The organism is Microbulbifer epialgicus (assembly GCF_041447265.1).
Classification (GTDB): Bacteria; Pseudomonadota; Gammaproteobacteria; order Pseudomonadales; family Cellvibrionaceae; genus Microbulbifer; species Microbulbifer epialgicus.
The window spans coordinates 1-3,862 of sequence record NZ_JBGMEK010000168.1 but is presented as its reverse complement, the minus strand read 5'-3'; the positions used below and the strand labels follow the sequence as shown (position 1 = coordinate 3,862).

The window sequence follows — 3,862 nt, the reverse complement described above, 5'->3', positions numbered from 1 at the left end:
GTCCTCCGGGTTTAGGCTGAGAAATCGACAAAATGAAAATCGATCGCGTATCTGATATTCCAGCTCATCATCCGATAGGTTATATAAATGCTGTAATACAAGTGCCTTGAACATCAGTACCTTATCAAAGGGTCTTCTTCCAGCATTACTCTTTCTTGGAAGTGTGGGGATTTTATTCAAAGTACTCCGGAAGTCCTCCCAGTCAATCAACTTACGAAGAGCAACCAGTGGATCACGTTCATTTAGCTTGCGATGGCGGTCATCAAGACCGAAAAAACTCGGCTGCATTTGACAATAACCTTTACTAGTGAGCGTTTAGATTATTTTACCGGAAATTAGTGAATTTTTAGAGGTACCCAGTAATTAAAGTTATTGTTCGAAGGCTTAAAGCAAGCCTATAGAAGGTTTGATATTTCTCTGCTTGTCGAGATGAGAGTGTGTAAGGGAAATAGAAGGAGGGTGGTAACTGGAGGGGATTTGTGGATTTGTGTGCTAAGTGTCTTGTGATTTTGAGTTCATAAAAAATCGATTACAGAAGAGCTGAAGGTGATTTATATTTTGTAGGGCTGAAAGATGCAGGTTTTTCTGAAAGCATTTTGATAACTGTCTGGCAATGATTACTTGGCGTCAATTTTACTCTAAGGGACTGTATGTCATAGAAATGAAACCTTAAGTAATCCGCTTCTTAGGTTTGAATCTCTAGCTATTTCATCTGCGGAACTAAATTTGGCGTCAAAAATACTTTATTGGCATATTATTAGACTTCTTTACCATATATTTCAACAAGTAAAGAGTGAGATAGTTCTACTTGTTGCCGCTGCTATATTCCAGGGGGCTTTTTGCAAGAAGGCTGGGATCTTGAGGTGAGCGGCTGTCGGTATGGTAAGCCTGATAATAGCTTCTATAGTTGGATGGCTTTATGCTGTTGAAGGCGATAGGAAATAGATGTAGGTTGTTTGTTCGATTTTACTCTGTCTTCGGAATTCGGATTTTTACTTTGTTTGCGATTAAGTGAGCACTTTTTTTCGAGAAAATAACAGGACTGATAGTGAGAAAAGTACTGGTTCTTGGGGGAGATGGATTTTGTGGTTGGCCAACTTCCCTTCACCTTTCAGACGCCGGGTATGAGGTAGCTATAGTTGATGACTTTTCCCGGAGGAAAACAGATATCGAGCTTCAGGTGGAATCGCTTACCCCGATTCAGCCGCTTGGGGAAAGGCTTAAGGTTTGGCGGGAGGTCACGGGAAATAATATAAGACACATATCTATTACCATTGGCGAAGATTACCAAAAATTATTGGCTTTGCTGATGGCTGAAAAACCCGATGTCATAGTGCATTTTGCTGAGCAGCGCTCAGCGCCTTATTCCATGAAATCCTCACTTCATCGGCGTCTTACCGTAAATAAAAATCTAAATGCGACAAATGATATTTTAGCCGCGATAGTGGAGAGTAAACTCAATATTCACTTGGTCCATCTGGGAACCATGGGGGTCTACGGCTATGGTACTGCTGGAATGAAAATTCCAGAGGGATACCTGAAGATCAAAGTGGAAGACGGGGGCGCGGTTGCGGAGAGGGAAATTTTATATCCTTCAGATCCAGGTTCTATCTATCATATGACAAAGGCGCAAGATCAGCTGGCTTTTGCCTTTTACAATAAGAACGACGGAGTGCGCATTACTGATTTACATCAAGGTATTGTCTGGGGTACACAAACACCACAGACTCAGAGAGATGAATATCTGATTAACCGATTTGATTATGATGGGGATTATGGCACTGTCTTGAATCGATTTCTAATGCAGGCGGCAATCAACTATCCATTAACAGTACATGGCACAGGCGGCCAAAAGCGTGCATTTATTCATATTCAGGATAGTTGTCGGTGTATACAGCTGGCGATTGAGCATCCACCAGAGGTGGGCGAGCGTGTCCGTATTCTCAATCAGATGACTGAGGTCCACAGGATTAGGGATCTAGCGGAATTAGTAGCGAGTAAGACCGGCGTTGGTATTTCATTTATGGACAATCCGAGAAAGGAATCCCCTGATAATGACCTTCTAGTGGTCAATGATCAGCTTCTAGAAATGGGGTTAAACCCAATTACCCTAAATGAGCGGCTCTTATTAGAGGTCGAGGAAGTCGCAAAGAAGTATGCAGGTCGTTGCAATCAGGAAAAAATACCCTGTGTTTCTAAATGGTAACTACGAACATAGAATAACTACAATTGTCGAATAATTTTACAGGGTTTAAAATGGTTGCCGTTAGGAAATGTCGGGCATGAAAATATTAATTGCTACGGATACTTATCCTAAGCAGCTTAATGGTGTCTCGAGGGTTTTGGAGAAGACCTTAAGGGAACTCACCAGGCGTGGGCATGAAGTGAAAATTGTCTACGCAGATGATTTTATGACCTTTCCCTGGCCAGGTTACCAGGAAATAAAGATCGCTCTATTTCCCGGTCATCGCCTTACTCGTATTGCTGATCAATTCTCTCCGGATGCCATTCATATTATGACTGAGGGGCCAGTGGGTATTGCAATGCAGAGTTACTGTAAACGACGAAACTTGAGATTTACCACTTCCTGGCTATCCAGGCTTTCCGAGTATGTTTCCATCCGATATAAAATTCCAGTGAGGTGGCTGCATGGGTTGTTGTTGCGCTTCCACCAGGCCGCAGCACAGACAATGGTGACCACAGAGAGTATGGCGGCTGAGGCGAGGTCGCTGGGAATTACGCGAATTAGTCGGTGGCGTCGGGGGGTGGAGCTGGATAAATTCCATCAGGTAAAATCGACTATCTTTGACGGCCTACCAAGACCAATTATGCTGAATGTGGGGCGGGTTGCTATAGAAAAATCCCTGGATAGATTTTTGTCTCTGGATATGCCTGGCACCAAAGTGATTGTTGGGGATGGTCCTCAGCTAAATGCATTAAAAAGAAAGTTCCCCTCAGCTGTTTACCTGGGTGTGCGTGAAGGTGAGGCGCTCACTGAATGTTATAGCGCCGCCGATGTTTTTGTTTTTCCCTCTTTAACTGATACCTTTGGTTTGGTTAATCTGGAAGCGCTGGCCTGTGGTCTGCCTGTTGCGGCTTACCCGGTAACGGGTCCAAGAGATGTTATCGGTGATGCTCCCGTGGGAGCGACCGATGAAAACTTGAAGTTAGCCATTGAGCAGGCTTTATTATTAAAGCGTGAAGATTGTGTTGCTCATGCAAAAAATTTTTCTTGGGATGTGGCTACAGAGGACTTTATAAATAATCTTGTAGCAACAAAGGTGGAGCAGCCCGCTATTGTGGATTATTAAGTGATTCATACAGGCTGTGCTGCTGCGTTCAGCAGGTCTTTCCAGTAGTCCGGGTTAACAAAGCCATAGTGGCCAGCGCCACTCCAGGAACAAGTTGTACAGTTAGGTAATTTATCAGCCAGGTGCAGAGGCATTCTTATATTAATAATGTCATCAGCATCACCATAAAATATTTTTACCGGACTGTGAATCTGCTCTGGGGTAAATCCCCAATCCCCAATCCCAAAGAGCCATTATCATTTCATAAATACCTTCTCCACCTTGGCACAGTCCAGCTGTAAATGAGGCTTCAAACATCGCTTTGGTCTTGGGATCTTGCAGTAGAGTAGTCGCATCGGAAGGATCTTCCCGGGCACACTTTTCGAGAAACTTACTTAGTCGACCCTGAAAAAAGTCTCCAGACCTTGTGGCACTAGGATTACGTGGATATATAACATAGCCATTTCGACCAGTTTTCGCTATTCTGATCCAAATTTCTGGTCGAAATACTCAAGGATAATGATGCTCACGGACACCGATCAGTACCAACAAACCAGCTTTTTTGGCACCGA

3 protein-coding genes are annotated in these 3,862 nt (G+C 43.6%); 2 read left to right on the top strand and 1 reads right to left on the bottom strand.

All coding sequences use genetic code 11. From position 1 onward, the window contains the following. The coding region (locus ACCI49_RS23890) for a transposase (protein ID WP_371838736.1) at positions 1-288 on the bottom strand (288 nt) is incomplete at its 3' end. A 760-nt stretch (positions 289-1,048) separates the two neighbouring features. On the opposite strand from ACCI49_RS23890, the gene ACCI49_RS23885 reads away from it, so the two are divergent. Further along, complete coding sequence (locus ACCI49_RS23885; RefSeq protein WP_371841751.1) at positions 1,049-2,206, top strand: NAD-dependent epimerase/dehydratase family protein; 1,158 nt, start codon at positions 1,049-1,051, stop codon at positions 2,204-2,206. Between the two features lie 76 nt (positions 2,207-2,282). Continuing rightward, complete coding sequence (locus ACCI49_RS23880) at positions 2,283-3,311, top strand: glycosyltransferase family 4 protein (RefSeq protein WP_371841750.1); 1,029 nt, start codon at positions 2,283-2,285, stop codon at positions 3,309-3,311. The last annotated feature ends 551 nt before the right edge of the window (positions 3,312-3,862 follow it).

Coding starts and splice junctions, on each gene's coding strand:
- ACCI49_RS23880 (WP_371841750.1), top strand. CDS start 2,283: ATGAAAATATTAATTGCTACGGATACTTATCCTAAGCAGCTTAATGGT.